At 65.0% G+C, this 23373-nt stretch carries 28 protein-coding genes; 13 read left to right on the top strand and 15 right to left on the bottom strand.

Translation table 11 applies throughout. From position 1 onward, the window contains the following. Window positions 1-42: 42 nt before the first annotated feature. The 3 genes from BXE_RS29945 to BXE_RS29935 form a co-directional block, all read right to left on the bottom strand. Window positions 43-714, bottom strand: a complete 672-nt coding sequence (locus BXE_RS29945) for an FMN-dependent NADH-azoreductase (protein ID WP_040124710.1) — start codon at window positions 712-714, stop codon at window positions 43-45. Between the two features lie 60 nt (window positions 715-774). Beyond that, window positions 775-1212, bottom strand: coding sequence for a carboxymuconolactone decarboxylase family protein (locus tag BXE_RS29940; RefSeq protein WP_011491861.1), 438 nt, complete (start codon window positions 1210-1212; stop codon window positions 775-777). A 490-nt stretch (window positions 1213-1702) separates the two neighbouring features. Next, window positions 1703-1951: a hypothetical protein gene (locus BXE_RS29935; RefSeq protein WP_040124712.1), complete on the bottom strand. Its 249-nt coding sequence runs from the start codon at window positions 1949-1951 to the stop codon at window positions 1703-1705. A 252-nt stretch (window positions 1952-2203) separates the two neighbouring features. On the opposite strand from BXE_RS29935, the gene BXE_RS29930 reads away from it, so the two are divergent. From BXE_RS29930 to BXE_RS29915, 4 genes are all read left to right on the top strand, one after another. Continuing rightward, window positions 2204-2971, top strand: coding sequence for an SDR family NAD(P)-dependent oxidoreductase (locus BXE_RS29930; RefSeq protein ID WP_011491859.1), 768 nt, complete (start codon window positions 2204-2206; stop codon window positions 2969-2971). Window positions 2972-2989: 18 nt separating this feature from the next. After that, the gene (locus tag BXE_RS29925) at window positions 2990-3829 is read left to right on the top strand and encodes a CmcJ/NvfI family oxidoreductase (protein ID WP_011491858.1); all 840 of its coding nucleotides are present in this window, start codon (window positions 2990-2992) and stop codon (window positions 3827-3829) included. A 201-nt stretch (window positions 3830-4030) separates the two neighbouring features. Further along, complete coding sequence (locus BXE_RS29920; protein ID WP_011491857.1) at window positions 4031-5041, top strand: zinc-dependent alcohol dehydrogenase family protein; 1011 nt, start codon at window positions 4031-4033, stop codon at window positions 5039-5041. A gap of 17 nt (window positions 5042-5058) precedes the next feature. Continuing rightward, window positions 5059-6030 (top strand): D-2-hydroxyacid dehydrogenase family protein, encoded by a 972-nt coding sequence (locus tag BXE_RS29915; RefSeq protein WP_011491856.1) that lies wholly within the window; start codon window positions 5059-5061, stop codon window positions 6028-6030. A gap of 130 nt (window positions 6031-6160) precedes the next feature. Here BXE_RS29915 and BXE_RS29910 read toward each other — a convergent pair whose 3' ends face one another. The 12 genes from BXE_RS29910 to BXE_RS29855 form a co-directional block, all read right to left on the bottom strand. Then, on the bottom strand, window positions 6161-6460 hold the full coding sequence (locus BXE_RS29910) for a ferredoxin family protein (RefSeq protein ID WP_011491855.1): 300 nt from the start codon (window positions 6458-6460) through the stop codon (window positions 6161-6163). Beyond that, window positions 6457-7767: an FAD-dependent monooxygenase gene (locus BXE_RS29905; protein WP_011491854.1), complete on the bottom strand. Its 1311-nt coding sequence runs from the start codon at window positions 7765-7767 to the stop codon at window positions 6457-6459. The genes BXE_RS29910 and BXE_RS29905 overlap by 4 nt, the downstream gene beginning before the upstream one ends. An 11-nt stretch (window positions 7768-7778) precedes the next feature. Further along, on the bottom strand, window positions 7779-8882 hold the full coding sequence (locus BXE_RS29900) for an electron transfer flavoprotein subunit alpha/FixB family protein (RefSeq protein WP_011491853.1): 1104 nt from the start codon (window positions 8880-8882) through the stop codon (window positions 7779-7781). Continuing rightward, entirely contained in the window at window positions 8879-9727 is an 849-nt protein-coding gene (locus tag BXE_RS29895; protein WP_011491852.1) for an electron transfer flavoprotein subunit beta/FixA family protein, read from the bottom strand. The genes BXE_RS29900 and BXE_RS29895 overlap by 4 nt, the downstream gene beginning before the upstream one ends. A 16-nt stretch (window positions 9728-9743) precedes the next feature. Beyond that, the gene (nifW, locus tag BXE_RS29890; RefSeq protein WP_011491851.1) at window positions 9744-10082 is read right to left on the bottom strand and encodes a nitrogenase stabilizing/protective protein NifW; all 339 of its coding nucleotides are present in this window, start codon (window positions 10080-10082) and stop codon (window positions 9744-9746) included. Between the two features lie 71 nt (window positions 10083-10153). Further along, window positions 10154-11290, bottom strand: a complete 1137-nt coding sequence (gene nifV, locus BXE_RS29885; RefSeq protein WP_011491850.1) for a homocitrate synthase — start codon at window positions 11288-11290, stop codon at window positions 10154-10156. 229 nt (window positions 11291-11519) lie between these two features. After that, the gene (locus BXE_RS29880) at window positions 11520-11852 is read right to left on the bottom strand and encodes a 2Fe-2S iron-sulfur cluster-binding protein (protein WP_011491849.1); all 333 of its coding nucleotides are present in this window, start codon (window positions 11850-11852) and stop codon (window positions 11520-11522) included. A gap of 52 nt (window positions 11853-11904) precedes the next feature. Next, window positions 11905-13779, bottom strand: a complete 1875-nt coding sequence (gene hscA, locus BXE_RS29875; protein WP_011491848.1) for a Fe-S protein assembly chaperone HscA — start codon at window positions 13777-13779, stop codon at window positions 11905-11907. Window positions 13780-13802: 23 nt separating this feature from the next. Further along, complete coding sequence (iscA, locus tag BXE_RS29870; protein ID WP_011491847.1) at window positions 13803-14126, bottom strand: iron-sulfur cluster assembly protein IscA; 324 nt, start codon at window positions 14124-14126, stop codon at window positions 13803-13805. Between the two features lie 7 nt (window positions 14127-14133). After that, window positions 14134-14508, bottom strand: a complete 375-nt coding sequence (gene erpA, locus BXE_RS29865; protein WP_011491846.1) for an iron-sulfur cluster insertion protein ErpA — start codon at window positions 14506-14508, stop codon at window positions 14134-14136. A 27-nt stretch (window positions 14509-14535) separates the two neighbouring features. Then, a complete protein-coding gene (gene iscU, locus BXE_RS29860) occupies window positions 14536-14982 on the bottom strand; it encodes a Fe-S cluster assembly scaffold IscU (RefSeq protein ID WP_011491845.1) in 447 nt (148 codons plus the stop codon). Between the two features lie 70 nt (window positions 14983-15052). Then, window positions 15053-16306, bottom strand: coding sequence for an IscS subfamily cysteine desulfurase (locus BXE_RS29855; protein WP_011491844.1), 1254 nt, complete (start codon window positions 16304-16306; stop codon window positions 15053-15055). Between the two features lie 309 nt (window positions 16307-16615). On the opposite strand from BXE_RS29855, the gene nifA reads away from it, so the two are divergent. The 9 genes from nifA (at window position 16616) to BXE_RS29810 (ending at window position 23351) form a co-directional block, all read left to right on the top strand. After that, window positions 16616-18334 carry a nif-specific transcriptional activator NifA gene (gene nifA, locus BXE_RS29850; RefSeq protein WP_011491843.1) on the top strand — a complete coding sequence of 573 codons (1719 nt, stop codon included), beginning with the start codon at window positions 16616-16618 and terminating at the stop codon, window positions 18332-18334. Between the two features lie 291 nt (window positions 18335-18625). Continuing rightward, window positions 18626-20221, top strand: a complete 1596-nt coding sequence (gene nifB / locus BXE_RS29845; protein WP_011491842.1) for a nitrogenase cofactor biosynthesis protein NifB — start codon at window positions 18626-18628, stop codon at window positions 20219-20221. A 40-nt stretch (window positions 20222-20261) separates the two neighbouring features. Then, on the top strand, window positions 20262-20456 hold the full coding sequence (locus tag BXE_RS29840; RefSeq protein WP_007177249.1) for a 4Fe-4S binding protein: 195 nt from the start codon (window positions 20262-20264) through the stop codon (window positions 20454-20456). A 50-nt stretch (window positions 20457-20506) separates the two neighbouring features. Further along, window positions 20507-20914: a HesB/IscA family protein gene (locus BXE_RS29835; RefSeq protein ID WP_011491841.1), complete on the top strand. Its 408-nt coding sequence runs from the start codon at window positions 20507-20509 to the stop codon at window positions 20912-20914. Between the two features lie 15 nt (window positions 20915-20929). Next, complete coding sequence (locus BXE_RS29830) at window positions 20930-21505, top strand: hypothetical protein (RefSeq protein ID WP_011491840.1); 576 nt, start codon at window positions 20930-20932, stop codon at window positions 21503-21505. Next, window positions 21502-22338 carry a 4Fe4S-binding leucine-rich repeat protein gene (locus BXE_RS29825; RefSeq protein ID WP_011491839.1) on the top strand — a complete coding sequence of 279 codons (837 nt, stop codon included), beginning with the start codon at window positions 21502-21504 and terminating at the stop codon, window positions 22336-22338. The genes BXE_RS29830 and BXE_RS29825 overlap by 4 nt, the downstream gene beginning before the upstream one ends. Further along, complete coding sequence (locus tag BXE_RS29820; protein WP_011491838.1) at window positions 22331-22711, top strand: nitrogen fixation protein NifZ; 381 nt, start codon at window positions 22331-22333, stop codon at window positions 22709-22711. The genes BXE_RS29825 and BXE_RS29820 overlap by 8 nt, the downstream gene beginning before the upstream one ends. Next, window positions 22708-22983, top strand: coding sequence for a nitrogen fixation protein NifZ (locus BXE_RS29815; protein ID WP_011491837.1), 276 nt, complete (start codon window positions 22708-22710; stop codon window positions 22981-22983). The genes BXE_RS29820 and BXE_RS29815 overlap by 4 nt, the downstream gene beginning before the upstream one ends. Continuing rightward, window positions 22980-23351 (top strand): hypothetical protein, encoded by a 372-nt coding sequence (locus tag BXE_RS29810; RefSeq protein WP_011491836.1) that lies wholly within the window; start codon window positions 22980-22982, stop codon window positions 23349-23351. Before BXE_RS29815 ends, BXE_RS29810 begins: the two co-directional genes overlap by 4 nt. The last annotated feature ends 22 nt before the right edge of the window (window positions 23352-23373 follow it).

Here is a 23373-nt window from a genome sequence, read left to right as displayed (position 1 = left end):
CGAATTTAAGCCGGCATTGATCGGCTTCTGATCTGGTGGCAATCAGAACGTCATGGCTTCCCGCTGCATGTCCACGGACGTTGCCCATTTTGCCCACGCCGCAGCGACCGTGGACAACTCCGCGCGTGCCCGTTCGAGCGCTTCGGCCCGCGCTTCCTGGTTGGAGAACTGCAGCGGCTGCGCATCGACGAAGGCAGGATCGGCAACGCCGAGGAAGCCGAAGGCCGCTTTTAGCGCAGGCGTCAGCGCGTCCATCGAAGAAAAGGGTGTGCCGGGCCGCAGGTCCGCGCCGCGGCTCGTGATGAACAGAACCTTTTGCCGCCCGAGCTGGCCTTCGATGCGACCGTCGGCGGTGTTCACATAGGTCACGCCGGTTCGCGTGACGCTGTCCACAAACGCCTTGAACGCGGAGGGCATCGACCAGTTGTACATCGGCATGGCGAAGACGAGTGCGTCGGCTTCGAGCAGGCGTCGGCACAACACGTCGGAGTCTGCCAGCGCGGCGCGCATTGCAGCGGTGCGCTCGTGCTCCGGCGTGTAGGTGGCAATGGCGAACGCTTCGCTCACGTGGGGCGGCGTATCCACCGTCACATCCAGATAATCGACGTCGAGCTCCACCCCTTCTTCACGCAGACGCTCGATAAAGAACCGGCTCAACGCGCGGGAATTGGATCGCTCACGCTTGGCGCTCGCATCGACATGCATAATTTTCATCATTACTCTCCGTGCCAGGATGATTCGAAATGGGTTGCGGCTTGCGCCGGCTGGCATCGCTTACGCCGGCAGCTTGCGGAACGCGATCGCGAAGCGGTTCCATGCGTTGATCGCCGAAATCAGCAGGGTCAGGTCGACCAGTTCCGCCTCGCTGAAGTGAGGGCGCACGGCGGTCCACACGGCGTCGGGCACATGGTCGAGCGAGACCAGCGTCAACGCTTCCGTCCATTCGAGCGCCGCGCGTTCGCGGTCGGTAAAGAACGGCGTTTCGCGCCATACCACCACGGTCGCGAGGCGCCGCTCGGTTTCGCCGCCATTGCGAGCGTCGGTGGTGTGCATATCGACGCAGTACGCGCAGCCGTTGATCTGCGAGGCACGCAGGCGGACCAGTTCGGCCAGCGATTTTTCGAGCGCCGACTTGCCGATGCGCTCTTCGACGCCGAGCAGCGCCTTGATGGCGGCGGGGTTGGCTTTATAGAAATCGAGACGTTGTTCCATGATTCACTCCTGAGTTGGATGGGACGCATCCGGTGATGCGTTGAGTGAAGATTAGTCTCAGGATTGGACTCTGGAAATGACCAGTTTTGACCAAATCAAGGTAACCACTTCGAATTCGTGCGGGTGTTCGCGGGCGCGGGCGGACACTGAAGCGTAGCCTCCGGCTGACGAAGCGCTATGGGTCGTGAGCGAGCGACGCCGGAGGCGTGGTGAGAGAGCGTTTTCCGTCCGGACCGGCATGCGGCCGTCGCAGTCAGAGGGTCATGTGCCGACTGCTAACTATCGAAGAATTTGTTCGTTTCGCGCGCTCCACGCTTGCCGTATTGTTCAGATGGGCGCACGGGGAGCAGGCATCTCGTGACGCAAACCGGATCCGGCAGCAACGGAGTGCCTGATGCGCGAAACGCCTTCGCCGAGGCCGAGCCCAACAACCCGCAAGGAATGGTCACGGCAACCGCCGTCACGTGCAGGCCTTGAGTGTCCCTGGCCATCATCGTGCTCCGGAGTCGTGGCCGCGCGGCAATTCATGTCCCCTGCCATTGACATAGGCACTGACGGCGCAAAGCAGTGATCCATCGTTTGCACCCGAAATTTCCCTGTGGATGCAAGCCAGAATGACCGCGACCAGCAGCACGCTGCCCACCCGCTTGAGGGCCTCGTAACGCGAGGCCAACGGCACGGCGGCGTGTTTCGTGGCTTCATCGGAATTGCGATGAGCGAGATATCCGAATTCCTTCATGGTGGCCGGCAGATCGATTGCAACATATCGAGTGTCTGCAATCACGCGGGCGCGTCGAACCAATTTTTTCGCATATCGATAGCAGCGCGGAAACTTGGCGATATTCCGCCACAGTGGAAATTTGCCTGCCGCGAAGCGCGATATGTAATCTTGTGCTTGATCTGGCTTTGCCGCTTAACTTTCCACAATTCGTTATTTCTAAGGTTGGCGACGCTCGCCTACGCTCATGAAATGGATGTAATGGAGAATCCAATGGCCGATGCTGTCCAGAACGACAACGCAACGAACACACGGAATACACGTCTTGCGTGGATTGCCGGGGTAGGCGCGAGCGCGGGACTGGGCGCGGCACTCGCGCGCCGTTTTGCGCGCGAGGGTTTAAACGTCACCGTGACAGGGCGCTCGCGCGAGCGGCTCGATACGGTGGTCGCCGAAATTCAGCACGCCGGCGGGCAGGCCCTGGCTTTACCCGGCGACGTCACGAGCGAGAGCGACCTTGCGGCCATTGCGCGGCAACTCGCGGAACGAGGCACGCTCGAAGTCGCGATCTTCAACGCCGCGGGCGCGACGCGTGCCCCGACGCTCGATCTGAGCGCCGAGCAGTTCGAGGCGGCATGGCGCGTCACGACGCTCGGCGGCTTCCTGTTCGCCCGGGCGGCGTTGCCGCCGTTGCTGGCGGCCGGCCGCGGCTCGCTGCTGTTCACGGGCGCAACGGCTTCGCTGCGCGGCCGCCCGCCGTTTGCCGCGTTCGCTTCCGCGAAGGCCGGCCTGCGCTCGCTCACGCAGAGCCTCGCGCGCGAGTTCGGGCCACAGAATATCCATGTTGCGCATGTGGTGGTGGATGGCGGCATCGACGGTGAGCGCCTGCGCACCTCCGCGCCGCAGCGGGCGGCCGAACGCGGCCCGGACGGACTGCTCAATCCCGACGAGATCGCCGACTCGTACTGGCGTCTCCATCAGCAGGGGCGCAGCGCATGGTCGCAGGAAATCGACCTGCGGCCGTTCAACGAATCGTTTTAACGTGATGAGGACGCGACCATGAGCGATATCGTCATCGACACACCGGCCTCTGCCGCATCGGTTCAGGCAGAGCTGAATTATCTCGAGTTCACCGGCGAAAAGCCGGTCGCGTATCAATACGAGCCGCCGCCCGGCGTGCCGAAGCGCAGCGGCGTGTACCGCCTGCATCGGGTGACGGTCTCGAACGCGCGCGTTGCGCCGCCGCCGGGTGCGTTGTCGCTCGACCGGAACGGTTTCGAACTGCATCGGCATGCCAGTGCATTGACCGACTTCTCCGACCCGGCCAAGATCGAATCCGTTTACTACCGGGAAAGCGAACAGCTATTGAAGCAGGCCACGGGCGCCCGCCGCGTCGTCGTGTTCGATCACACGCTGCGCGACGGCAACGCCGGGCGTGCCGAAGGTGTGAGGGAACCGGTCAAGTACATTCATAACGACCAGACCTTCGTGTCGGGGCCGCGGCGCGTGCGCGACCATCTGCCGGCGGGGGAAGCCGAGCAGTTGCTGCTAGGGCGGGTGGCGATCGTCAACCTGTGGCGACCGATCGGCGAAACGGTGCGGTCATCGCCGCTCGCGCTGTGCGATTCGCGCAGTATCGCGCTCAACGATGTGGTGGCTTCGGACCTCGTCTATCCCGACAAGGTGGGCGAGACGTATGCGCTGGTCTTCAATCCGCGTCACCGTTGGTACTATTTCCCCAATATGACGCCCGATGAATTCCTGTTGCTCAAGATCTACGATTCGGCGGGCGACGGCATTGCGCGGCTCACCGCGCACACGGCATTCGACGATCCCACGTCACCGGCCGACGCGCCGCCGCGACGCAGTATCGAATTGCGCACACTGCTGTTTTTCTGAGCGGCCCGGTCTCGCTGCGCGGAGTCGCTTCGCGTGACTGCGTGCCGCCGTTTACCTTACGACTGAAAGTCACGAAGGTGGAACACCGCAGCGGCAAGCAGGCTCGCGAAGATCCCATTAGACTGACGACTCGCGCGACGACCTGGCTTCGCCATTCTCCGTCGAGGGGCCCGCATCGCGCGACTTCATGGGAGTCGTTCGATGAAAGTGTATCGCTTCGATCAAGCCGGCAGTCTCGACCATCTCACGCTTCACGACGAACCTACGCCCGAGCCGCAGCGCGGTGAAGTGCTGATCCGGGTGCGCGCCTCGTCTCTGAACTATCGCGACATCGCGATGGTTCACGGCACCTACCTGCGCGCGCAGCAGGCCGGCCTGATTCCGCTCAGCGACGCGGCCGGCGAGATTGCGGCCGTGGGCGAGGACGTGGTCGACTTCAAGGTCGGCGACCGGGTCATCAATACGTTTCATGCGCGCTGGTATGGCGGCAATCCGCCGGTCACGCTCGGCTCGCAGAGCTATGGCTCGCATCGCGACGGCTGGCTGGCCGAGTACAAGGTTGTCAGCGAGGAGGCGATCGTCGCGGCGCCGCCCCACCTTACCTTCGAAGAGGCGGCCACGCTGCCTTGCGCGGCGCTGACCGCATGGACCTCGCTATCCGGATTGCGCCCGCTGCGTCCCGGACAAACGGTGTTGACCCAAGGCAGCGGCGGCGTCTCCGTATTCGCGGTCCAGCTTGCCAGACTGCTCGGCGCGCGCGTGATCGCCACGACTTCGTCGCCGGAAAAAGCGGCGCGCCTGAAGGCGCTCGGCGCCGACGAGGTCATCAATTACGTCGAGACGCCCGCATGGGGCGACCGCGTGCGCGAGCTGACCGATGGACGTGGTGTCGATCGGGTGCTCGAAGTGGGCGGCGCGGGCACGCTCGAACAGTCGATCAAGGCCGTGGCGAACCGTGGTGAAGTCGCGCTGATCGGCTTTCTCGCGTCCAGCCAGTCCAACCTCGATTTCAACGACCTGTTTCGCAGCGGCGGCGTGTTCTACCGGATCTCGGTCGGCGACCGCTCGGGGCTGCTGGATCTGGTGCGTGCGGTCACGTTATCCGGCCTGAAGCCGGTGATCGACAGCGTGTTCCCGTTCGAGCGCGCCCTCGATGCCTGGCACCACTTCGACGACCGTGCCTTCTTCGGCAAGGTCGTCATCTCTCATTGACGACAGGAGTCGCCTACATGTCACATTCCGCTGTCGCGAGCATTGCGGTGCTCGACGACTATCAGCAGACGGCCCGCTCTTTCGCCGACTGGGCCAGTCTCGCGCCGCGCGCGCAGGCGGTCTTCTTTCACGATCACGTCGCCGATCCCGATTCGCTCGCCGCGCGCCTCGCGCCGTTCGACGTGGTGGTGCTGATGCGCGAGCGCACCCGTCTCGACGCTGCGCTGCTCGCGCGTCTGCCGCGGCTCAAGCTGATCGTCACGGTCGGTATGTGGAACGCGGCGATCGATCTGCTCGCCGCGCGCGAACGGCGGATCGTCGTATCGGGCACGACCGGCGGCGAAGCCGCGGCCACTCCGGCGCTCACCTGGGCATTGATTCTCGCGATCACGCGCAACCTGCATGCGGAGGCGACCTCGCTGCGCGCCGGCGGATGGCAGGTGGGCCTGGGCGTGGATGTGAACGGCAAGACGCTGGGTTTGCTGGGACTTGGCCGTATCGGGCAGGCGGTGGCCCGCCTGGGGCAGGCATTCGGAATGCGCACGATCGCCTGGAGCCAGAACCTGACGGCCGAGCGGGCCGCCGAACACGCTGTGGAACGCGTCGACAAGGATCAGCTGTTTCGCGACGCGGACGTGCTCTCGGTTCATCTGAAGCTGGGCGAGCGCACCTGTGGGATCGTCGGCGAGCGCGAACTGGCGCTGATGAAGCCGAGCGCCTATCTGGTCAACACGTCGCGTGGGCCGATCGTCTCCGAAGCGGCGCTGATCGCGGCACTGCAGGCACGGCGCATTGCCGGCGCGGCACTCGACGTATTCGACGAAGAACCGCTCGCGCCTCATCATCCGTACCGGTTTCTGCCCAACGTGCTGGCAACGCCGCATATCGGCTACGTTACCGAAAATACTTACCGTACCGCCTATCCGCAGATTGTCGAAGGGATTCAGGCCTGGCTCGACGGGACGCCGGTGAGGGAATTGCCGCTCTGAAGTGTCGGGAGGTTAGCGGCGGCTAGTGGCGGAGTTCCCGCCGCCTGCGCAGGAGCCGCGCGGATGCTGCGGCGGCCGGTTCTGGGTGCAGACAAACACATGCCGTTCGGGTCTGGCCATGACGTGTCCCTCAACCGAATTTGAACAGGATGCCGTGACCGCCGCGCGGGTAGTCCCACTCGATGTTCTGGTGGTCGGTACAGAGAATGCGGCAGCTGCCGCATTCGAGGCAACCGTCGGTGATCAGCGTTACCGCGCCGTTGCCTTCGGCCTTGTAGCAGGACGCCGGGCAGACGAAGGTGCAACTCTTCGCGCTGCACTCGCTCAGGCACACGTCGGCGTCCTTGATGCGGATGTGCGGCCGCCCCGCATCCACGCGGTAACGGTTCTGGAACAGCTTTTCCTCTACGTTGACGGGTACGGTGCTCATCGGAAGGCCCTCAGGAGTTTGTAGGCGTCACCCACCATGCCGGCAAGCGAACGGGCTTTGCGGAAGCTCGAAAAAATTTCGCGCTCCTTGCTTTTCTTGTCCTTGCCGTCGACCGTGAGCATCGTGCGCGCGGCGCGTGCCACGAGATCGGGGTAGGTCGTGAAGAACTGCGGATTCTGGTGCAGCACGGCCGGCATGTCGCGGTACTTGTGCAGGTCTTTCATCACGAAGCTCTGGTCGAGCGCGGCCTTGTAGGCCTTGAGCGTGGCCGCGCGATAGCCGAGGCCCGCGGCTTTCGCGTGAATCACCGTTTCGGCGGCGAGGCGCCCGGTGGTCATCGCGAGATTCGAGCCTTCGCGGTGCGCGGCGTTCACGAAACCACCCGAGTCGCCGACGATCATCCAGCCGTTGCCGTAGACGCGCGGGATGGCGTGAAAGCCGCCTTCCGGAATCAGATGCGCGCAATATTCCTTCATCTCGCCGCCCGCGATCAGCGGTGCGATCGACGGGTGCTGCTTCATCTTTTCGAGCAGCACGTAGGGGCTCGTGCGGTTGGGGTTCTTCTTGAAGTCGCCCAGCATGCAGCCCACGCCGATGGTGAGCGATTCCTTGTTGGTATAAAGAAAGCCGGTGCCCGTCATGCCGTCGGTGATCCTGCCGACCATCTCGATCACGACACCGTCGTCCTCGCCGATGTTAAAGCGCTGGCGGATCGTCTCCTCGGGCATGAAGAGAATCTCCTTGACCGCGAGCGCGACGTTGCCGGCTTCGATCTCTCCATGAAAGCCCGCCTTGCGCGCGAGCGTCGAATTCACGCCGTCGGCGAGCACCACCACGTCCGCGTACACGTCGCCATGCTCGCGATCGCACTGCACGCCCACCACCTGATCGCCGTCCATGATGAGTTGCTTGACCGTGGTCTCGCAGATCAGCAAGGCGCCGGCTTCGCGCACTTTCGATGAAAACCACTTGTCGAACTGCGCGCGGATGATCGTGTAGCGGTTATAGGGCGGCTTGTTGTATTCCTCGCTGCGCATGTGCGTGCCGACGAACGAGGTGTCGTCGAGCATCCATATCCGCTGTTCGATGATGTGGCGCTCCAGCGGCGCGTCGTCGCGGAAGTCCGGGATGATTTCTTCGAGCGCCTTCGCGTACAGGATCGCGCCCTGCACGTTCTTGCTGCCGGGATATTCGCCGCGCTCGATCTGCAGCACTTTCAGGCCGGCCCTGGCCATCGTATAGGCGGCGGCGTTGCCGGACGGACCGGCGCCGACCACGATCGCATCGAACTGTGAAGGCTTCTTCATGGTGATTCTCCTCAGGCGGCCTGTTTGCGGCGCCGCGACAGATGCTCCGCAAAAGCCTGCGTCAGCGCGGGCAACACCTGCAGCGCGTTGCCGACAATGCCGTAGTGCGCGAAGTCGAAGATCGGCGCGTTCGGGTCGGTGTTGATCGCCACGATCACGTCCGCGCTTTCCATGCCCACGCGGTGCTGGATCGCGCCGGAAATACCGGCGGCAATGTAGAGCTTGGGCCGTACTGTCTTGCCGGTCTGTCCCACCTGGCGCTCGGCTTCCACCCAGCCGGCCTGCACGCATGGCCGGGTCGCGCCGACTTCGCCGCCGAGCACGTTCGCCAGTTCGAACACCAGCCGGAAGTTCTCCGGATTCTTCATGCCCTTGCCGCCGCTCACGATCACGTCGGCGTATGGCAGGTTGATGCGGTTGCTGCTCGCGTCCGGGATGAAGTCGAGCAGCCTCGTGACGATATCCGTCTCGATCATCCCCAGCGTTCCCTGGACGATGTTGCCGGTGCGCGCGGCGTCGCGCGGCGGCATCTGCATCACGCGCGGGCGCACCGTCGCCATTTGCGGGCGGTACGCGAGCGTCATGATCGTGCACAGCAGCGAGCCGCCGAAGGTGGGGCGCGTCGCCGCCAGCGCGCGCGAGACGGGATCGATATTGAGTTCGGTGCAGTCGGCGGTCAGTCCGGTCAGCAGCGTGGTGGCGACGGAGCCGGCGAGGTCGCGGCCCATCGACGTCGCGCCGAGCAGAAGGATCTCGGGCTGATGCCGGTTGACGAGATCGGTCAGCCCCCTGGTGAACGGCTCGTTGCGATAGCCGTGCAGCACCGGGTCGTGGACGATATAAGCGTCGTCCGCGCCGTAAGTGAAGGCTTCCGCGGCGAACTGTTCGAGCGGCTCGTCCGCGCCGCCGAGCACGGCGACACCCACGCGGCTGCCGAGCGTATCGGCCAGCTTGCGGGCTTCGCCGAGCAGCTCCCACGAGACGCTGTGCACCTGTCCGCGGTCGTGCTCGATGAAGACCCAGACGCCTTTATAGGCCTTCAGATGCTCCGGCAGTTCTAGGTTGCGGCCTGCGCGGCCGGCAGGTTTCTTCACGGGAGCGGCGGGTGTGTTCATGATCCCTCCTTCATCAGCAGGTCGGCTTCCAGGGTGGGATGGCGCGTGAAAATCTTCTGCAGCAGGTTCATCGACACATCGCGCAGACTGGAGGCGTCGAGATCGAGCAGTTCCGCTTTCTCGCTGCGCGGGGTCGGGCCGAACACCTTGCTGACCACCGTCGGCGAACCCTTCAGGCCGATCTTGCTGACGTCTTCGATGCCGGCCTGTTCACGGTTCCATTTGCGCACCGGATAGCCGGCCGCGTGAATCATCGCGGGCAGCGTCGCGAAGCGCAGTTCGTTGGTGTTCTCCAGCATCGTGATCAGGCACGGCAGCGCGGTTCTGAGCACCTGCACGCCGCCCTCGGCGCGCCGCTCGACGGTGATCGTGCGCGCGTCGAGATCCGTCTCGACAATGCGCGACACGTAGGTCAGCAGTTGCAGCCCGAGGCGTTTGGCGATGCCGGGACCGACCTGCGCGGTGTCGCCGTCGATCGTCTGCTTGCCGGTGAAGACGATGTCGACTGCCTGCTCCTTCGCAATCTGCTGGACGCCCGCGGCCAGCGCGTACGAGGTGGCCAGCGTGTCCGCGCCCGCGAACGCGCGGTCGGTGACCAGCACGGCGTCGTCGGCGCCGAAGCTGATGCATTTGCGCAGCGCTTCCTCGGCCTGCGGCGGCCCCATGCACAGCATCGTGACCTTGCCGCCGAAGCGGTCCTTCAGCCGCAGCGCTTCTTCGAGTGAAAACAGGTCGTACGGGTTGACGATCGCCGGGACGCCCTGGCGCATGATCGTGTTGGTCACCGGATGAACGCGGATCTGCGCCGAATCCGGAACCTGTTTGATGCAGACGACGATGTGCATGGTCTTGCTCCACCTGTCAGGCAACGGTGCGCGCGGGCAGCGACGCGCGCAGACTGTCGAGGGAAACGTGCTGCCGCCCGGCGGTGTCCTGGAACACCTTGAAGACTTTTTCCTGGGCTGGCGTCGAGATCACGAAGTCGCCGTAAGCCTTGAGAAGCAGCGCGTGGTACGACGCGAACAGCGCGGCCTCGTCGCCTTCGGGCAGCACGTCCTGTTGCCGGATGTACTGGAAAAAGCGCTTCAGGATATGCAGCCGGCTCACGTTGACGACTTTCTGGTCGAACGGAATGCCGAAGAACTGCAGAAAGTCCTCGGCCGAGGACAGTGCCTTGAGTTGCTGGACAAAGCTTTGCATCGCGTTGACTCCTCGCGGGCGGATGGGGTTGGGCGGAACGCAGGCGGCGCGGTCTGCGCGGTTGGCGCCGCTCACGACAACTCTCCCACGGTGTCGCGCGCTTCGATCAGGAAGCGATACAGGTCGGCGGCGCTGGGCGCCTGCTTGTGATGGGTCGCATGGTGGCGGATGCGCGTGAGCAGCAACGCGACAAGCGTGTCGCTGACCGGCAGGCCGAGCGCGTCATAAGCCTGGCGCACGCTTTGCGAACCCGAATGCTTGCCGAGCACGACCGAGCGCTCGCGGCCGAGTTCGGCGGGGTCGAAGCTCTCGTAAGTCGAGGCATTCTTGGCGAGCCCGTCTGTGTGGATGCCCGACTCGTGCGTGAATACGCCGCCGCCGACAATGCTCTTGTTCAACGCGACCGGGCGTCCCGAAGCCCGTTCGACGAGACGCGAGATGCCCAGCAACGCGGTCGTGTCGACGGCGGTATCGCGGCCCATGATATGGCGCACGCCCATCACGATTTCTTCCAGTGCCGCATTGCCGGCCCGTTCGCCCAGACCGTTGACGGTCGTATTGGCGTGGGTCGCGCCGGCGCGCAGCGCGGCAAGCGTGTTCGCGGTCGCGAGTCCGAGATCGTTGTGCGCGTGGATTTCGATTTCCAGATCCACCGCGTCGCGCAATCGCGCTATCGCTTCATAGGTCGAAAACGGATCGAGAACGCCGAGCGTGTCCGCAAAGCGGATGCGCTGCGCGCCGCACTGTTGCGCGCGCCGCGCCACGTCGGCGAGGAAAGCCGGGTCCGCGCGGGAGGCATCCTCCGCGCCCAGCGAAACCTTGCGCCCGCTCCTGACAGCGGCGCCGATCACGCGATTGATCTGCGCCAATACCCATGAGCGCGGCTGGCGCAGCTTGTGTTGCAGGTGGATATCGGAAACGGGAATCGACAGGTGGACGATGTCGGGATTGCAGCGCAGCGCCGAGGCCAGGTCCGCATCGGTGAGGCGGCCCCAGACCATCAGATCGGCGTCGAGATTCAGCGCGACGATGGTCTGGATGCAATCGATTTCCTCGTCACCCATCGCGGGGATACCGATTTCCAATTCGGGTACGCCGGCGCGTGCGAGCGCCTCGGCAATCGCGCATTTTTCGGCAATCGTGAAGGCGACGCCGGCCGTCTGCTCGCCGTCGCGCAGCGTGGTGTCGTTGATGATCGGATTCGACATGAGAAGTTGTCCTTTTGACCTTTGGTCTCACTGTTTGCAAGTGCTGTGCCATGCAAGGTTGCGTTGCATCGACGCCTGTAGCGGGCGCTTTCCGGCATTCGCGGGTGTCCGGATGAAGCGGTCTCAACGAAAGCCTGTCGCGAATGTCCTGTTTCGGACAGCCAGGTGTAGCGATGGATGCAGCGTTGAGGAAGCAGGTGCGATCTACGATGCGATGCGACGTGCGTGGTCAGCCGCGCGCGAAGTTGCGTGTGTGTGCCGGCAGTTCGATTGTCAGGTCGGCGTCGCGCAGCTTCACGCAGCATGCGAGACGCGATTGCGGGTCAAGACCCCACGCATGGTCGAGCTGGTCGCTCTCCTCGTCGTCGGGAGGTGCCAGCGACGCACCGCCCTCGCGCACGTACACGTGACAGGTGGCGCATGCGGCGACCATCTCGCAAGCGTGCTCGATCGCGACACCGGACGCGAGCAGACTCTCGCACAGCGAAGTGCCGCGCCGCACGTCGAGGTCCTGTCCGTGCGGACAGAGCGCGGGGTGGGGAAGAATACGGATGCGCGGCATGAGGTTGGGCTCCCGGCTCGGGCGAGGTCAAACGAGGTAAGGTCAGGCAAGTTCAGACCAGCGTATCGAGGTTGCGTCCGGCGAGCGCATTGCGGATCGACGCGTTCATGCGCCGCGCGGCGAAGGTTTCGGTCGCGCCCGCGAGATCCGTCGCCGCAGCCTTGAGCAGATCGACGCACGCATCGGTCTCCAGCGCCTCGCCGACCTGGAACATTGCGCGCCGCACGGCCGCCAGCTCGTCGGCGGACAGGAGCGCGGCGTCGCTGTCCAGTGCCGCTTCGGTTGCATCGAGCAGACGGCGTGCGTCGATCTGCGCCTCGCGCAACGTGCGCAACTGCATATCGGGCAGCGACGCGTCGATGGCCTGTTGCAGCATCGCGGCGATCTCGACATCGGTCAGTCCGTAGGACGGCTTGACCTCGACGTGCGTTTCGACGCCGGTGGTCTGCTCGCGCGCGGTGACCGCGAGCAGGCCGTCCGTGTCGATCTGAAAACTCACGCGCACGCGCGCCGCGCCGGCAACCGCCGGCGGGATACCGCGCAACTCCAGGCGGGCGAGCGAACGGCAGTCCGCCACGCTCTCGCGTTCGCCCTGCACGACATGCAGCGACATGGCCGTCTGGCCGTCCTTGAAGGTGGTGAATTCCTGGGCGCGCGCGGTCGGCAGCGTGGAATTGCGCGGGATGATTTTCTCGACCAGCCCGCCCATCGTTTCGATGCCGAGCGACAAAGGGCAGACGTCCAGCAGCAGCCAGCCGTCGCCATTGCGGTTGCCGGCCAGCACATCGGCCTGGATCGCCGCGCCGAGCGCGACCACCTGATCCGGATCGATATCGGCAAGCGGTTCGCGACCGAAAAATTCCTGCACGGCGTGCCGTACCAGCGGCATCCTGGTGGAACCGCCGACCAGTACCACGCCGTCGATATCGCCCGTGCCGAGTTTCGCGTCGCGCAACGCACGCCGCGTGGCCGCGAGAGTTCGTGCGACGAGCGCGGCGCCCAATTCCGCGAACTGCGCACGCGACAGCGCCGCCTGCCAGATGCTGCGGTCGGCGTGCGCAAGCGCGATCACCGCGGACCCGGCGTGCGATAACGTCTCTTTCGCCGCGCGGGCCGCCATCATCAGACTGCGCTGCGCGGAGGGCGCCAGCATGGCGAGGCCTTCGACACCGTGCCCGTTGCAGAACCACTGCGCAATGGCGCGATCGAAGTCGTCGCCGCCCAGGGCCGAGTCGCCGCCGGTGGCCAGCACTTCGAACACGCCTTTAGACAGCCGCAGGATCGAGATATCAAAAGTGCCGCCGCCCAGGTCGTAGATCGCGAAGACGCCTTCGGCAGCGCGGTCGAGGCCGTACGCGATCGCGGCGGCCGTCGGTTCATTGAGCAGCCGCAGCACCGTCAGCCCGGCGAGGTGCGCCGCGTCTCTCGTCGCCTGACGCTGCGCGTCGTCGAAATAGGCGGGCACCGTGATGATAACCCCCGCCAGTTCGCCGCCGAGGGATGCCTCGGCGCGCACGCGCAAGGTCCGCAGAATGTCGGCCGACACCTGCACGGGCGAGCGCTCGCCAGCGGCGGTAGCGAGTCCGACCATGCCTGTCTGGTCGATGAAGCGGTAGGGCAGCGAGGCGGCTTCCGGCAGATCGGCGAGGCGCCGTCCCATGAAGCGCTTGACCGACGCGATCGTGTTGACCGGGTCCTCGGCCTGGCGCGCCTGGGCCGGGCGGCCGACCTCGGGTTCGGCGGCGCGCGTGTAGCGCACCACCGACGGCAGCAGGCAGGCACCGTCCTCGTCGGGTAATGCCCGGGCCACTGCGCTCTGCACCGTGGCAACCAGTGAATTCGTGGTGCCGAGGTCGATTCCCGCCGCCAGCCGGTGCTGGTGCGGAGCGGCGCTCTGGCCGGGTTCGGCGATCTGCAGGAGGGCCATGTGCGCGTCCTTGAGTGGGTGTGTCAGACCGCGAAGCTTTCGCCGCAACCGCAGTTCGCCCTGGCATTCGGATTGTGAAATCTGAAGCCTTCGTTCAGCCCTTCACGCACGAAGTCGAGCTCCGTGCCGTCGAGCATGGTCAGGCTGCGCGGATCGACGACCACGGTCACGCCGTGCGCTTCGAAGCGCTGATCCTCGTCGTTGGCGGTATCGACGAATTCCAGCGCGTACGCGAAGCCCGAGCAGCCGCTCGTCCTGACCGCGACGCGCAGTCCCATGCCGCTGCCGCGTTTGCGCAGCGATTTCTCGACATGCCTCGCGGCGGCGGGCGTCAGTGAGATTGCCATGATTGCCTCACACGGAAAACGAACTGCCGCAACCGCAGGTGCTCTGCGCATTGGGGTTGTGAATGACGAAGCGCGAACCTTCGAGGCCGTCTTCATAATCGACGCGCGCGCCTGGCAGGTATTGCAGGCTCATCGAATCGACCAGCAAGGTGACGCCGTCGGTGACGGTCTGCATGTCGTCGTCCGCCACCTGGTCGTCGAACGCGAAGCCGTACTGGAAACCCGAGCAGCCGCCGCCGGACACGTACAGCCGCAGCTTCAGGTTGGGGTTGCCTTCTTCCTCGATCAGCGAGGCCACTTTCGCGGCGGCTTGACGTGTGAATTCGAGCAGGGCGGGCAGGGCGCCGGAAGTGGCGGCGGCCGGTTGGGCGAGCGTTTGCATGGTGGTTCCTCTCAGGCTTGAATGGACTCAGTTCGGATTGGACGAGCAGACCGGTTGGTCGGCGAGTTGCAGGCTGTCGGCGGCAGTGCCCTGAATCGCCTGGCGTGAACGGAAGTCGGCCACGGCGGCCTTGATCGCGTCTTCGGCGAGAATCGAGCAGTGGATCTTGACCGGCGGCAGCGCCAGTTCCTCGGCGATCTGCGTGTTCCTGATCGCGAGCGCTTCGTCGAGCGTGCGGCCGCGCACCCATTCGGTGACGAGCGAACTGGAGGCGATCGCCGAGCCGCAGCCGTAGGTCTTGAACTTCGCATCTTCGATCACGCCTTCGCGGTTGACGCGAATCTGCAACCGCATCACGTCGCCGCATGCCGGCGCGCCGACCATGCCGGTGCCGACGTTCGCGGCGTCCGGATCGAACGCGCCGACGTTGCGGGGGTTCTCGTAGTGATCGATGACCTTGTCGCTGTATGCCATGAGGTGCTCCGCACAGGTGGTTGAATGCTCGCGTATCCGGGGGTTCGGGGGTTCGGCTGGAACGGGTATGTCAATGCTCTGCCCACTGGATCGTCCGCAGATCGACGCCGGCCTGCACCATGTCCCAGAGCGGGCTCATCGCGCGCAGCCGGGCGACGACCTGGGTGATCAGATCGATCGTGAAGTCGATCTCGTCGGCCGTGGTGAAGCGGCCAATCGAAAAGCGGATCGAACTGTGCGCGAGTTCGTCGTTGCGACCCATTGCCCGCAGCACGTAACTGGGTTCGAGACTCGCGGACGTGCAGGCCGAGCCCGACGAAACTGCAACTTCCTTGATTCCCATCAACAACGATTCGCCTTCGACGTAGTTGAAGCTCGCGTTCAGATAGTGAGGCGCGCGGCGCCCGGCATCGCCGTTGAGTTCCACGGCATCGATCTTTTGCAGGCCGCTCCACAGCCGCTCGCGCAGCGTCTGAATGCGCGTGTTTTCGGACGCCATGTTCTCGCGCGCGAGCCAGAACGCTTCGCCCATGCCGACGATCTGATGCGTGGGCAACGTGCCGGAGCGCATGCCGCGTTCATGGCCGCCGCCGTGCATCTGCGACGCGATCCGCACGCGCGGCCGGCGTCCCACGTACAGCGCGCCGATACCTTTGGGTCCGTATATCTTGTGAGCCGAGAACGACATCAGATCGACCGGCAACGCGGCGAGATCGATCGGCACCTTGCCGGCGGCCTGGGCGGCGTCCACGTGCAACAGGACGCCCCGCTCGCGGCAGAGCGTGCCGAGCGCGGCGATGTCCTGAATCATGCCGGTCTCGTTGTTGACGAGCATGACCGAAGCCAGCACGGTGCCGGGCCTGAGCGCCGCGGCGAACACGGCGAGGTCGACGAGGCCGCTTTCCTGCACCGGCAGCACCGTAACCTCGAAGCCTTCGCGCTCGAGTTCGCGCATCGAGTCGAGCACCGACTTGTGCTCGGTCGCGAGCGTCACCAGGTGATTGCCTTTGCCGCGATGAAAGTGCGCCGCGCCCTTGATCGCGAGATTGTTCGATTCGGTCGCGCCCGAGGTCCAGACAATCTCGCGCGGGTCCGCGTTCACGAGCGAGCTGACCTGCTCGCGAGCCAGTTCGACCGCTTCCTCGGCGACCCAGCCATAAGCGTGCGAGCGGCTGGCGGGATTGCCGTACATCTCGGTCAGATACGGCAGCATGCGTCTGACCACGCGCGGATCGACCGGCGTGGTGGCGGCATGATCCAGGTACACGGGGTGGGCGCCTCGCAGACGGGGACCGGTACTGGCTACGCGTTGGAGATCCGGCATCGCAGGCTCCTGAGGGCTGGTGGGTGATGCGACCTTCAGGGCAACTTCCATGCCATCGGACTTTCGCGCATGAGCGGGCGGTTTCAGCGGGACCCTGGCGCTCTTGCTGTTGTCTTTGTCTCGATGCGAGCGACACGCGAGAATGTCCGCTGTTCTTTTTGTCGGCTTTGTCGTTACGCACGCGAGATCGGCAGGCGCGAAGGATGAATCGCCGGGCGTAGAAATTGCTTGATTTCGGTGTTATGCCTTTGCGTCGATCTTGCGCGTTGCGCTGGTGCATCGAACACGCGGCGCACGAAGGAGAAATCCATGCTGAACATCCAGGCAACCGTCGCCCGGCAAGCGCTGGACAGCGTCTATGAGGTGAGCAAGACGCTGGTTTCGTCGCTCGATGTGGCGAAAACCTTCCGCGAATCCCTGAACTATCTGCTGCACACAATGGAGTGGCGACGCGCCTTTGTGGTGCTGGCCGAACCCGACGGGCAGTTGCGCGGCCTGTGCGCCGCGGGTCTTTCGCGCGACGAACAGCAGCGTTTGCAGTTTCGTCCAGGGGAAGGCATCGTGGGCCGCGCGTTCAAGAGCGGTATCGGCGTGATCGTACCGGACGTGAACGACGAGCCGGTGTTCCTGAATCGCACCGGCGGCGCGGACCAGATGCCGGGGGCGTGCATCGCCATGCTCGCGACGCCGATCCATGCCGACCGGCGCACGCTGGGTGTACTCGCCGTGGATTGCGTGAATCCTGGCGCGAGCCGCCTATTCGCCGACGACCTGCATCTGATGAAGATCGTCGCCACACTGATGGGGCAGGCGTTGCTGCTTCAGCGCAGCGTCAGCGCCGCGCACGACAGCATGCAGGATGAAGTCAGACGTATGCAGAAGGCGATCAAACCGAGCCAGCAGATCGATCAGGTGGTCGGCGTTTCGGCCGCCATGCAGGCGGTGTTCGGCCAGGTGCGCCAGGTCGCGCCGGCGCGGACCACGGTGCTGCTGCGCGGCGAGAGCGGCACCGGCAAGGAAGTGATCGCGCGCGCGATCCACAATCTGTCGCCGCGCAGCGGCGATTCGTTCGTGCGGGTCAATTGCGCGGCGCTGACAGAATCTCTTCTGGAGAGCGAACTGTTCGGTCACGAGAAGGGGGCGTTCACCGGCGCGCAGGGACAGCGCAAGGGCCGCTTCGAACTGGCGCACGGCGGCACGCTGTTTCTCGATGAAATCGGCGACATCTCGCCGTCGTTTCAGGCCAAGCTGTTGCGTGTGCTGCAGGAGCGCGAGTTCGAACGTGTCGGCGGTACGACGCCGGTGAAGGTCGATGTGCGTCTGATTCTCGCCACCAACCGCAACCTCGAACGGATGGTGAAGGCCGGCGAATTTCGCGCGGATCTCTACTACCGCATCAACGTGGTCAGCATCGAATTGCCGCCGCTGCGCGAGCGGCGCGAAGATATTCCGGCGATGGCGCAGCACTTTCTCGCCCGTTTCAACCGCGAGAACGCGCAGTCGATCCGCTTCGACGCCGAAGCAATGCGGGTGCTGACGAACTGCTACTGGCCGGGCAACGTGCGTGAGCTGGAGAACTGCGTCGAGCGCACGGCGACCATGACGCGCGACGGCGTGATCGACCGGTTCAAGTTCCTGTGCCAGGAAGATCGCTGCCTGACGAAGGTGCTGCACTACATCGAGCGCGAAGATGCCGTGCGTCCCGCGCGCCTCGCCGATATTCCGATCGCCGAAGTGTCGTCGTCGCAGCCGCCGTATGGTCATCATGATCTGGATGCGCCGTCGGCGCCGGCTGCCTGGTCCGGCGGCACGGACCCGGACGCCGAGACCGAACTGGATCCGGCGGCCGACGAGCGCGCATTTGCGGCAGCGTCGGCCGGTAAGCCGGAAGGCGAACGCGAGCGTTTGATCTGGGCGATGGAACGTTGCGGCTGGGTGCAGGCGAAGGCGGCGCGGCTGCTGGGCATCACGCCCCGGCAAATGGGCTACGCGCTGCATAAATACGCTATTGAGGTTCGCAGGTTCTGAGCGGAGCGGCAGGCTTCGCCCCACGACTACCGTCTTTTTCCCGCGCGCGGGGATAGATGCGTTTCCATTTCAGTGTGCATCATGCGTCGGCCACCGCAGGCGTTTGCGTTCGTGTGAGATTTGTCGCAACACCGACACGACGCAACGAAATTGTGAGGATTGGTCGTGTGCCCGGATCATACAGAACTGCGAAATATCTCCTGAGGCGTTGAATTCAGGCCTTCTCGCCGAGTGGCATGGATCTGGCTTTACAGGCTTCGCGCGGCCGCCGTCGGTTGCGAGGAGATATCCATGCAAGCGAGTACAAATGCGAGCGACCTGCCCGCAGCGACCTATATCGGCATCGGCCAGATCAAACCCCTCGGTGTGAAGATCGACGTTCCCGCCGCCGGTGGCGGCTGCGGCACGCAAGGCGGCGAGGGCAAGGCCAGTTGCGGCTCGTCGGGTGGGCCCGACGACATGCCGGCGGAGATCTGGGAGAAGGTCAAGAATCATCCGTGCTACTCGGAAGAAGCCCACCATCACTATGCGCGCATGCATGTGGCGGTGGCGCCCGCCTGCAACATCCAGTGCAACTACTGCAACCGCAAATACGACTGTTCCAACGAGTCGCGTCCCGGTGTGGTCTCGCAGAAGCTCACGCCGGAACAGGCGGTCAAGAAAGTCGTTGCGGTCGCAAGCGAAATTCCGCAGATGACCGTGCTCGGCATTGCCGGCCCGGGCGATTCGCTGGCGAGTCCGAAGAAAACCTTCGAGACGTTCCGGATGCTGCAGGAGCAGGCGCCCGACATCAAGCTGTGCCTGTCCACCAACGGCCTCGCGCTGCCCGACCTCGTCGACGAAATCTGCAAGTACAACATCGACCACGTGACGATCACCATCAACATGGTCGACCCGGCGGTGGGCGCGAAAATCTATCCGTGGATTTTCTGGGAGCACAAGCGCGTGACCGGCTACGAGGCGGCCCGCATCCTTCATGAGCGGCAGATGAAGGGGCTCGAGATGCTCACCGCGCGCGGCGTGCTGACCAAGATCAACTCGGTGCTGATTCCCGGCATCAACGACGAGCACCTGTACGAGGTCAACCGCGAGGTCAAGAAGCGCGGCGCGTTCCTGCATAACATCATGCCGCTGATCTCGGAGCCCGAGCACGGTACTCACTTCGGCCTGAGCGGACAGCGCGGACCGACCGCGCAGGAACTCAAGGCCGTGCAGGACGCCTGCATGGGCGGCGCCAATCTGATGCGCCATTGCCGCCAGTGCCGCGCGGACGCGGTCGGCCTGCTGGGCGAAGACCGCAGCGATGAATTCACGCTCGACAAGATCGATCAGATGGAAGTGGTCTACGACCTCGAACGCCGCCGTGAATATCAGCAGCGCGTGGAAGCCGAGCGCCAGGCGCAGCACGATGCGAAGCAGGAAGCGCTGGCGGTCTCGCGCGAGATCGACGTTGCCGACGACATGAAGGTGCTGGTTGCGGTCGCAACGAAAGGCGGCGGCCGCGTCAACGAACACTTCGGCCACGTCACCGAGTTTCAGATCTTTGAAGTCTCGGCTGCCGAAGCGCTGTTCGTCGGCCATCGCCGGGTGGACCTGTATTGCCAGGGCGGCTACGGCGACGACGAGCAACTGCCGTCGGTGGTGCGCGCGATCAACGACTGCCACGCGGTGCTGGTCGCGAAGATCGGCGCGTGCCCGAAGGACGAACTGGCGCAAGCCGGTATCGAACCGGTGGATCAGTACGTCGGCGAATTCATCGAAAAGGCGGCCCTCGCCTGGTTCAACGATTACCGCAGCCGTATCGAGAGCGGCGCCGTCGTGCATCAGGATCGCGGCGATGCATCGATTCGCCAGGGCGCTTACACCTCGTCAGCCTCGGCGGCATGACCCCCCACATTCTTAAAGACAGGACACCAGGAGAATTGTCATGGCCCTCAAGATTATTGCGTCCACCTGTACGGGCTGCTCGGCCTGCGAACCGGAATGTCCCAACGTCGCGATCAGCGAGAAAGGCGGCATCTTCGTGATCGACCCCAAGAAATGCACCGAATGCGAAGGCCATTTCGACGACCCGCAGTGCGTCGCGGTGTGTCCCGTGGACGGCTGCATCGTTCAGGTCTGAGTCCGGCTTCTCGCCGGGCCGGCCATTCATTCTTCAGGAGACTGCGCATCATGCTGTCCAACGTAACTGTCACAAGCGCTGCCGAGAAATTCATGCGCCGTATCGTGCGCTTTTCGGGCCTGCCGGCCGGCGCCGGCTTCCGGCTGGTGGTGAGCGCCGGCGGCTGTTCCGGCTATACCGCGGAATTCACCGTCGAGCCGGCGCTGCAAGCGGGCGAACAGGAACTCGACGTCAACGGTCTGCGGATCTTTCTGCCGGCTGAGAGCCGGTTGATGCTCGAAGGCGTGACGATCGATTTTGCCGATACGCCAACCCAATCCGGCTTGACCTTCTTCAATCCGAATCAGGCGGCTTGCGGTTGCAGCAGCAGTGGGGAGTCCACGCCGCCGGGCGTGGCGACCATCGAGATCGGCGCGATCGGGCGCGGGCGGCCGCCGTTGCCGCGTCAGGTCTCCTGAGGCGGAGCGATGGCAATGGACACCGGCGACCGTGCTCTCGACGATGCCATGACCGCGTTCGCGCAGAGCGCGGTCGGCGGCGGCCTGCCGTCCGGCGTCGATGCATTGATCGCCGAGGCGGGCCGGCTGCGCGAACGCCGCGACGAGGCGCTCGTGTTGTTGCAACGCGCCCGAGCCGCGGCGCCGCGCCATCCGGTGCCGTTGATCGCCCTGTATCGCTTTTACTTCTACGGTCATCAACTGGCGCAGGCGCGTGCAGTCGGCGAAGACGCGCTGGCGATTGCGCGCACCGCGCTGGGCCCCGATTTCGGCGACGAGCCGCTGGCTCCGGCAATCACGCGTTATGACGCGGCCGCGCGCTTTTATCTGTTCACGCTGAAGGGGCTCGCGTACCTCGACATGCGCCTGGGCGACTTCGACGAGGCGCGCATGCTGCTGCGCGAACTGCGCCGCCTCGATCCCGAAGACAGGGTGGGCGGCGCGCTGCTTTCGCAGATTCTGGCGCGTCATGAAAGCGGCGCCGGGTCCGACGACGCAACGGATGCGCTGGGCGCCTATCCGACGCGCGGCTGGACGGGGACCGAGCCATGACCGTACAGAACGTGCGCGCGCCGGGTGGCGACATTGCGCCGCTTCACTGGCAGGGCGGCCTGCTCGATTGCGCCGGTTGCGAGTATGCGCGCTTGCGCGAACTGCAAGCGGAGCAGGGCTGCGAACCCGGTCACGCGTGCATGCAGGATGCTTACGCACGCCGCATCGAGCGCTTCTTTCACTGGCATCCCGATCTGGCCAATCAGCAGCTCGCGCATCCGTACTTCGAGGTACGCGCCATCGCCGCGCGTCACGCCGACGTGTTCCGCCTGCGCGCGTTGCTCGGCGACCCGGACGAGACGGTGCGGCTGCAACTCGCGTTGCGTCTGCCGCTGGCGCAACTGGGACGCCTGATTCACGATCCGCATCGCGAGGTGCGGATTCGCGTCGCGCAGCGCCTCGCGCCCGCCGCGCTCGCGGACATGCGCGCCGATGCCGATTACGGCGTGCGCGAATGGGTCGCGCGGCGTCTGCCGCTGGCGCTGCTGCCGCAGATGATCCGCGATCCCGACCGCACGGTGCGCATGCGCGTCGCCGAGCGCCTCGCGATGCCCGCGCTGTTGCGCCTCGCCGACGACAGCGAAGCCGAAGTGCGCCGCATCGTCGCCGAGCGTCTGCCCGCGCCGCTGCTGTCGCGCCTCGCCTGCGATCCCGACTGGCGGGTGCGCTGGGAAGTCGCGCGGCGCGCGGCGGCGGGCATCGTGGCCTCGCTGGTGAACGACGCGGACGAAGAGGTGCGCGCGCTCGCGCGGCAGCGCCGGCAGTCGGACACGCTCACGTGCCTGACGGCCGGCGCACCGGTGCAACGCTCAGCAGGAGTGGATCATGGCTGACATCAATCGCGACGACGACCTGATCGAGGTCGCGTTTCCTCCGCGCTTCAACTACGGCGAGCGCGTGATCGCGCGCTCGGTGATCCGCAACGACGGCACGTACAACGGCAAGGACATCGGCGAAGTACTGGTGAACAGGGGCGAGATCGGCTACGTCACCAGCATCGACACGTTCCTGCAGCAGTTCTATATCTACGCGGTGGATTTCGTCGAGAGCGGCCACCGTGTCGGCATGCGCGCAAAAGAGCTGTGCACGCTCGACAACCTGCCCGATGACGTGCTGCAAGGTCTGGGCGAGCGCGCCGAAGCGCTGCGCAGGATCGGCACGCGGGTCCAGCCGGATACGTCGCAAGTCAAGGAGCCCTCGCCATGAGCATCGAACCGGTTCAGCCCGCATATCAATGGGGCATGCGCGTGATCGCGCTGGACGACCTGTGCAACGACGGCAGTTTCCCCGAACGCGGCGCGGACGAATGTCTCGCGCAAGCGGGCACGGTCGGCGAAATCGTCAATGTCGGGCAGGTGGTGGAGAGCGGCGAGCCGGTCTACCTGGTGGAGTTCGGCGACTGCGTGGTCGGATGCACCGAAGACGAGATCGCGCCCTTGCCCGCCGGCGTGCTGGCCGAACCGGGCGGCCTGTCATGACGGCGCGGGTGAATGCGCAGGAAGCGGCGCCCCGGCGAGGAAGCTTGCATACGGGCGGCCTCTTCGACCTGACCCTGCGCCAGATCGAGCGGGCGTTGCGCGAGCGCACCCGCTACCGCTATGTGTCGCCGCGCGTGCTGCGCGAGGGGCAGGGGTTTCGTATCGAGAGCCCGTGCTGCTCGCGCAATGTCGACACGACCGGCGGGGTGATCGATATCGCCTGGCTCACGCGCGACGAAGACGGCGTGTGGCGCCTGAGCGCGCGCGATCACGCGCTGCACCGGTGGATGCTCCAGCACGAGAGCACCGATCTGGCCGAACTGCTCGACGCGCTGTGCATCGATCGCGAACGTGTGTTCTGGCCGTGAAGCCAATCAACGGAGCCGGACG

This window comes from Paraburkholderia xenovorans LB400 (assembly GCF_000013645.1).
Classification (GTDB): Bacteria; Pseudomonadota; Gammaproteobacteria; order Burkholderiales; family Burkholderiaceae; genus Paraburkholderia; species Paraburkholderia xenovorans.
This window is presented reverse-complemented; position numbering and strand designations above follow the sequence as displayed.

What these genes read in the sequence shown, in the direction of transcription:
- BXE_RS29945 (WP_040124710.1), bottom strand. Translation starts at nt 714, where the DNA reads ATGAAAATTATGCATGTCGATGCGAGCGCCAAGCGTGAGCGATCCAAT.
- BXE_RS29940 (WP_011491861.1), bottom strand. Translation starts at nt 1,212, where the DNA reads ATGGAACAACGTCTCGATTTCTATAAAGCCAACCCCGCCGCCATCAAG.
- BXE_RS29935 (WP_040124712.1), bottom strand. Translation starts at nt 1,951, where the DNA reads ATGAAGGAATTCGGATATCTCGCTCATCGCAATTCCGATGAAGCCACG.
- BXE_RS29930 (WP_011491859.1), top strand. Translation starts at nt 2,204, where the DNA reads ATGGCCGATGCTGTCCAGAACGACAACGCAACGAACACACGGAATACA.
- BXE_RS29925 (WP_011491858.1), top strand. Translation starts at nt 2,990, where the DNA reads ATGAGCGATATCGTCATCGACACACCGGCCTCTGCCGCATCGGTTCAG.
- BXE_RS29920 (WP_011491857.1), top strand. Translation starts at nt 4,031, where the DNA reads ATGAAAGTGTATCGCTTCGATCAAGCCGGCAGTCTCGACCATCTCACG.
- BXE_RS29915 (WP_011491856.1), top strand. Translation starts at nt 5,059, where the DNA reads ATGTCACATTCCGCTGTCGCGAGCATTGCGGTGCTCGACGACTATCAG.
- BXE_RS29910 (WP_011491855.1), bottom strand. Translation starts at nt 6,460, where the DNA reads ATGAGCACCGTACCCGTCAACGTAGAGGAAAAGCTGTTCCAGAACCGT.
- BXE_RS29905 (WP_011491854.1), bottom strand. Translation starts at nt 7,767, where the DNA reads ATGAAGAAGCCTTCACAGTTCGATGCGATCGTGGTCGGCGCCGGTCCG.
- BXE_RS29900 (WP_011491853.1), bottom strand. Translation starts at nt 8,882, where the DNA reads ATGAACACACCCGCCGCTCCCGTGAAGAAACCTGCCGGCCGCGCAGGC.
- BXE_RS29895 (WP_011491852.1), bottom strand. Translation starts at nt 9,727, where the DNA reads ATGCACATCGTCGTCTGCATCAAACAGGTTCCGGATTCGGCGCAGATC.
- nifW (WP_011491851.1), bottom strand. Translation starts at nt 10,082, where the DNA reads ATGCAAAGCTTTGTCCAGCAACTCAAGGCACTGTCCTCGGCCGAGGAC.
- nifV (WP_011491850.1), bottom strand. Translation starts at nt 11,290, where the DNA reads ATGTCGAATCCGATCATCAACGACACCACGCTGCGCGACGGCGAGCAG.
- BXE_RS29880 (WP_011491849.1), bottom strand. Translation starts at nt 11,852, where the DNA reads ATGCCGCGCATCCGTATTCTTCCCCACCCCGCGCTCTGTCCGCACGGA.
- hscA (WP_011491848.1), bottom strand. Translation starts at nt 13,779, where the DNA reads ATGGCCCTCCTGCAGATCGCCGAACCCGGCCAGAGCGCCGCTCCGCAC.
- iscA (WP_011491847.1), bottom strand. Translation starts at nt 14,126, where the DNA reads ATGGCAATCTCACTGACGCCCGCCGCCGCGAGGCATGTCGAGAAATCG.
- erpA (WP_011491846.1), bottom strand. Translation starts at nt 14,508, where the DNA reads ATGCAAACGCTCGCCCAACCGGCCGCCGCCACTTCCGGCGCCCTGCCC.
- iscU (WP_011491845.1), bottom strand. Translation starts at nt 14,982, where the DNA reads ATGGCATACAGCGACAAGGTCATCGATCACTACGAGAACCCCCGCAAC.
- BXE_RS29855 (WP_011491844.1), bottom strand. Translation starts at nt 16,306, where the DNA reads ATGCCGGATCTCCAACGCGTAGCCAGTACCGGTCCCCGTCTGCGAGGC.
- nifA (WP_011491843.1), top strand. Translation starts at nt 16,616, where the DNA reads ATGCTGAACATCCAGGCAACCGTCGCCCGGCAAGCGCTGGACAGCGTC.
- nifB (WP_011491842.1), top strand. Translation starts at nt 18,626, where the DNA reads ATGCAAGCGAGTACAAATGCGAGCGACCTGCCCGCAGCGACCTATATC.
- BXE_RS29840 (WP_007177249.1), top strand. Translation starts at nt 20,262, where the DNA reads ATGGCCCTCAAGATTATTGCGTCCACCTGTACGGGCTGCTCGGCCTGC.
- BXE_RS29835 (WP_011491841.1), top strand. Translation starts at nt 20,507, where the DNA reads ATGCTGTCCAACGTAACTGTCACAAGCGCTGCCGAGAAATTCATGCGC.
- BXE_RS29830 (WP_011491840.1), top strand. Translation starts at nt 20,930, where the DNA reads ATGGACACCGGCGACCGTGCTCTCGACGATGCCATGACCGCGTTCGCG.
- BXE_RS29825 (WP_011491839.1), top strand. Translation starts at nt 21,502, where the DNA reads ATGACCGTACAGAACGTGCGCGCGCCGGGTGGCGACATTGCGCCGCTT.
- BXE_RS29820 (WP_011491838.1), top strand. Translation starts at nt 22,331, where the DNA reads ATGGCTGACATCAATCGCGACGACGACCTGATCGAGGTCGCGTTTCCT.
- BXE_RS29815 (WP_011491837.1), top strand. Translation starts at nt 22,708, where the DNA reads ATGAGCATCGAACCGGTTCAGCCCGCATATCAATGGGGCATGCGCGTG.
- BXE_RS29810 (WP_011491836.1), top strand. Translation starts at nt 22,980, where the DNA reads ATGACGGCGCGGGTGAATGCGCAGGAAGCGGCGCCCCGGCGAGGAAGC.